The 3,088-nt window shown below is 61.0% G+C and carries 2 protein-coding genes; both read left to right on the forward strand.

Going from position 1 to position 3,088, the window contains the following annotated elements; genetic code table 11:
* On the forward strand, nt 1-1,571 hold a 1,571-nt coding region (locus tag ACR0E6_RS20700), incomplete at its 5' end, for a Re/Si-specific NAD(P)(+) transhydrogenase subunit alpha (RefSeq protein WP_480586848.1).
* Nucleotides 1,572-1,584: 13 nt separating this feature from the next.
* A complete protein-coding gene (locus ACR0E6_RS20705; protein WP_170622391.1) occupies nt 1,585-3,039 on the forward strand; it encodes an NAD(P)(+) transhydrogenase (Re/Si-specific) subunit beta in 1,455 nt (484 codons plus the stop codon).
* Nucleotides 3,040-3,088: the final 49 nt, after the last annotated feature.

Consider the following 3,088-nt stretch of genomic DNA (forward strand, 5'->3'; position numbering starts at 1 on the left):
TGAAAATAGGCACACCAAGAGAGATATATGAGGGTGAGAATCGGGTTGCGATGACGCCTGAGTCTGCGGTTCAGTTGCAGAAGCTGGGGTATGAGTGCCTGATTGAGACGGGTGCTGGGGCTGCGGCCGGGTTTTCGGATGCGGTTTATGAGGCGGCGGGTGTTGAGGTTGTGAAGACCGCGGCGGCGCTGTGGAAAGAGGCTGACATTGTTGCCAAGGTGCGCCAGCCGAATGCGACGGAACTCAAGCGTCTTACCAAGGGCAAGACCCTGATTTCCTTCTTCAATCCTGCCGGGAACGAAGAAGGCATGGAGCTGGCCAAATCCAAGGGCGCGAATGTGATCGCGATGGAGATGGTGCCTCGGATCAGCCGCGCGCAGAAGATGGACGCGCTGTCCTCGATGGCCAACATCGCCGGTTATCGCGCTGTGATCGAGGCGGGGAACAACTTTGGCCGGTTCTTCACCGGTCAGGTGACGGCGGCCGGTAAAGTGCCTCCTGCCAAGGTGCTGATCGTGGGGGCCGGTGTGGCCGGTCTGGCGGCGATCGGAACCTCGACCTCGCTGGGTGCGATCACCTATGCGTTCGACGTGCGCCCCGAAGTGGCCGAGCAGGTCGAATCGATGGGGGCCGAGTTTGTCTATCTGGACTTTGAGGAACAGCAGCAGGATGGCGCGGCCACCGGCGGCTATGCCAGCGTTCAGTCGGAAGAATTCCGCAACGCGCAGCTGGCCAAGTTCCGTGAGTTGGCGCCAGAAATGGACATCGTCATCACCACAGCGCTGATCCCGAACCGCGAAGCGCCTGAGCTTTGGACCAAGGATATGGTCGAGGCGATGAAGCCGGGCTCGGTCATCGTGGACCTCGCAGCGGAAAAGGGCGGCAACTGCAAGCTGACCGTGGCGGATGAGAAGATCGTGACCGACAATGGCGTGACCATCATTGGCTATACCGACTTCCCCAGCCGGATGGCGGCGCAGTCCTCGTCTCTCTACGCGACCAACATCCGTCACATGATGTCTGACCTGACCCCTGAAAAGGACGGCCAGATCAATCACGACATGGAAGATGACGTGATCCGCGGCGCAACCGTGACGCACGAAGGCGAGATCACCTTCCCGCCGCCACCGCCGAAAGTGCAGGCGATTGCGGCGCAGAAGAAACCCGAGGTCAAGGAACTGACCCCGGAAGAGAAAAAGGCGCAAGAGATTGCGGCCTTCAAAGCGCAGACCAAACAGCAGTTCACCCTGCTGGGGGTTGGCGGCGCGCTGATGCTGCTGGTGGGGCTGATTGCTCCGGCCAGCTTCATGCAGCACTTCATCGTCTTTGTGCTGGCCATCTTCGTGGGCTTCCAGGTGATCTGGGGCGTCGCGCACAGCCTGCACACACCGCTGATGGCGATCACCAACGCGATCTCGTCGATCATTATCGTTGGGGCGTTGATGCAGATCGGATCGGGCTCGTTCCTGGTCATTCTGCTGGCGGCGCTGTCTGTCTTCATGGCCGGGATCAACATCTTCGGCGGCTTCCTCGTAACCCGGCGCATGCTCGCCATGTTCCAGAAATCTTAAGGAGGCCGGGCACATGGAATTTGGCTTCACCACTGCCGCCTATGTTGTTGCGGCTGTTCTGTTCATCCTTTCGCTCGGCGGGCTGTCGAACCAGGAAAGCGCCAAGCGCGCGGTCTGGTATGGCATCGTCGGTATGGCGCTGGCGGTCTTTGCCACGCTGGTTGGCCCCGGTTCGGGCCTGTGGCTGCTGTCGCTGCTGCTGATCGCTGGCGGTGGTCTGATCGGTCAATATGTGGCGCAGCGCGTCCAGATGACCGAGATGCCGCAGCTGGTGGCCGCGATGCACTCGCTGGTGGGTCTGGCGGCTGTGTTTGTGGGCTTCAACGCGCATTTTGAGATCGGCAACGTGGCGCAGGTCATGGCGATTGCGGACAGCGCGTCTCAGGCGGATCTGAGCGATCTGGGCGCATTTGCCAAGCTGATCGCCAAGAAAACCTCGGCCGAGCTGGCAATCCTGCATGTGGAACTGTTCCTGGGCATCTTCATCGGTGCGATCACCTTTACCGGGTCGGTCGTGGCCTATGGCAAGCTGGCCGGTAAGGTGACGTCTGCGGCGACCAAGCTGCCGGGTGGCCACGCGCTGAATGCGGCGGCTGCTGGTCTGTCGCTGATCTGCCTGGTCTGGTACACCATGTCGGGCGGTCTGCTGCCGCTGATCCTGATGACACTGGCGGCGCTGTTCATCGGCTATCACCTGATCATGGGCATCGGCGGCGCCGACATGCCGGTGGTTGTGTCGATGCTGAACAGCTACTCGGGCTGGGCCGCGGCTGCGATCGGCTTCTCGCTGGGCAACGACCTGCTGATCGTGGTTGGTGCGCTGGTGGGCTCGTCCGGTGCGATTCTGTCCTACATCATGTGTAAGGCGATGAACCGTCACTTTGTCAGCGTGATCCTGGGCGGCTTTGGCGGCCCGCAGGGTGAGCAAATGGCCGTTGAAGGCGAACAGGTGGCGATTGACGCCGATGGCGTGGCCGCTGCGTTGAACGAGGCCGACAGTGTGATCATCATCCCCGGTTACGGCATGGCCGTGGCGCAGGCGCAGCAGTCGGTTTCCGAACTGGTCCGCAAGCTGCGCGCCAAGGGCAAAGAGGTGCGCTTTGCGATCCACCCGGTCGCGGGCCGTCTGCCGGGCCACATGAACGTGCTGCTGGCCGAGGCCAAGGTGCCCTATGACATCGTGCTTGAGATGGACGAGATCAATGACGACTTCCCGGAAACGGATGTGGCCATCGTCATCGGTTCGAACGACATCGTGAACCCTGCGGCGCAGGAAGACCCCAACAGCCCCATCGCCGGGATGCCGGTTCTGGAATGCTGGAAGGCCAAGCAGGTGTTTGTCTCGAAACGCGGTCAAGGCACCGGCTATTCGGGCATCGAAAACCCGCTGTTCTTCAAGGAAAACACCCGCATGTTCTATGGCGACGCCAAACAGTCGCTCGACAAGCTGCTGCCTATGATCGACTGATCAAACGGGTCGTAATCAAAATGCAAAGGGCGCCAATGGGCGCCCTTTT

This window comes from Ruegeria sp. AP12, from assembly GCF_056540025.1.

Coding starts and splice junctions, on each gene's coding strand:
- ACR0E6_RS20705 (WP_170622391.1), top strand. CDS start 1,585: ATGGAATTTGGCTTCACCACTGCCGCCTATGTTGTTGCGGCTGTTCTG.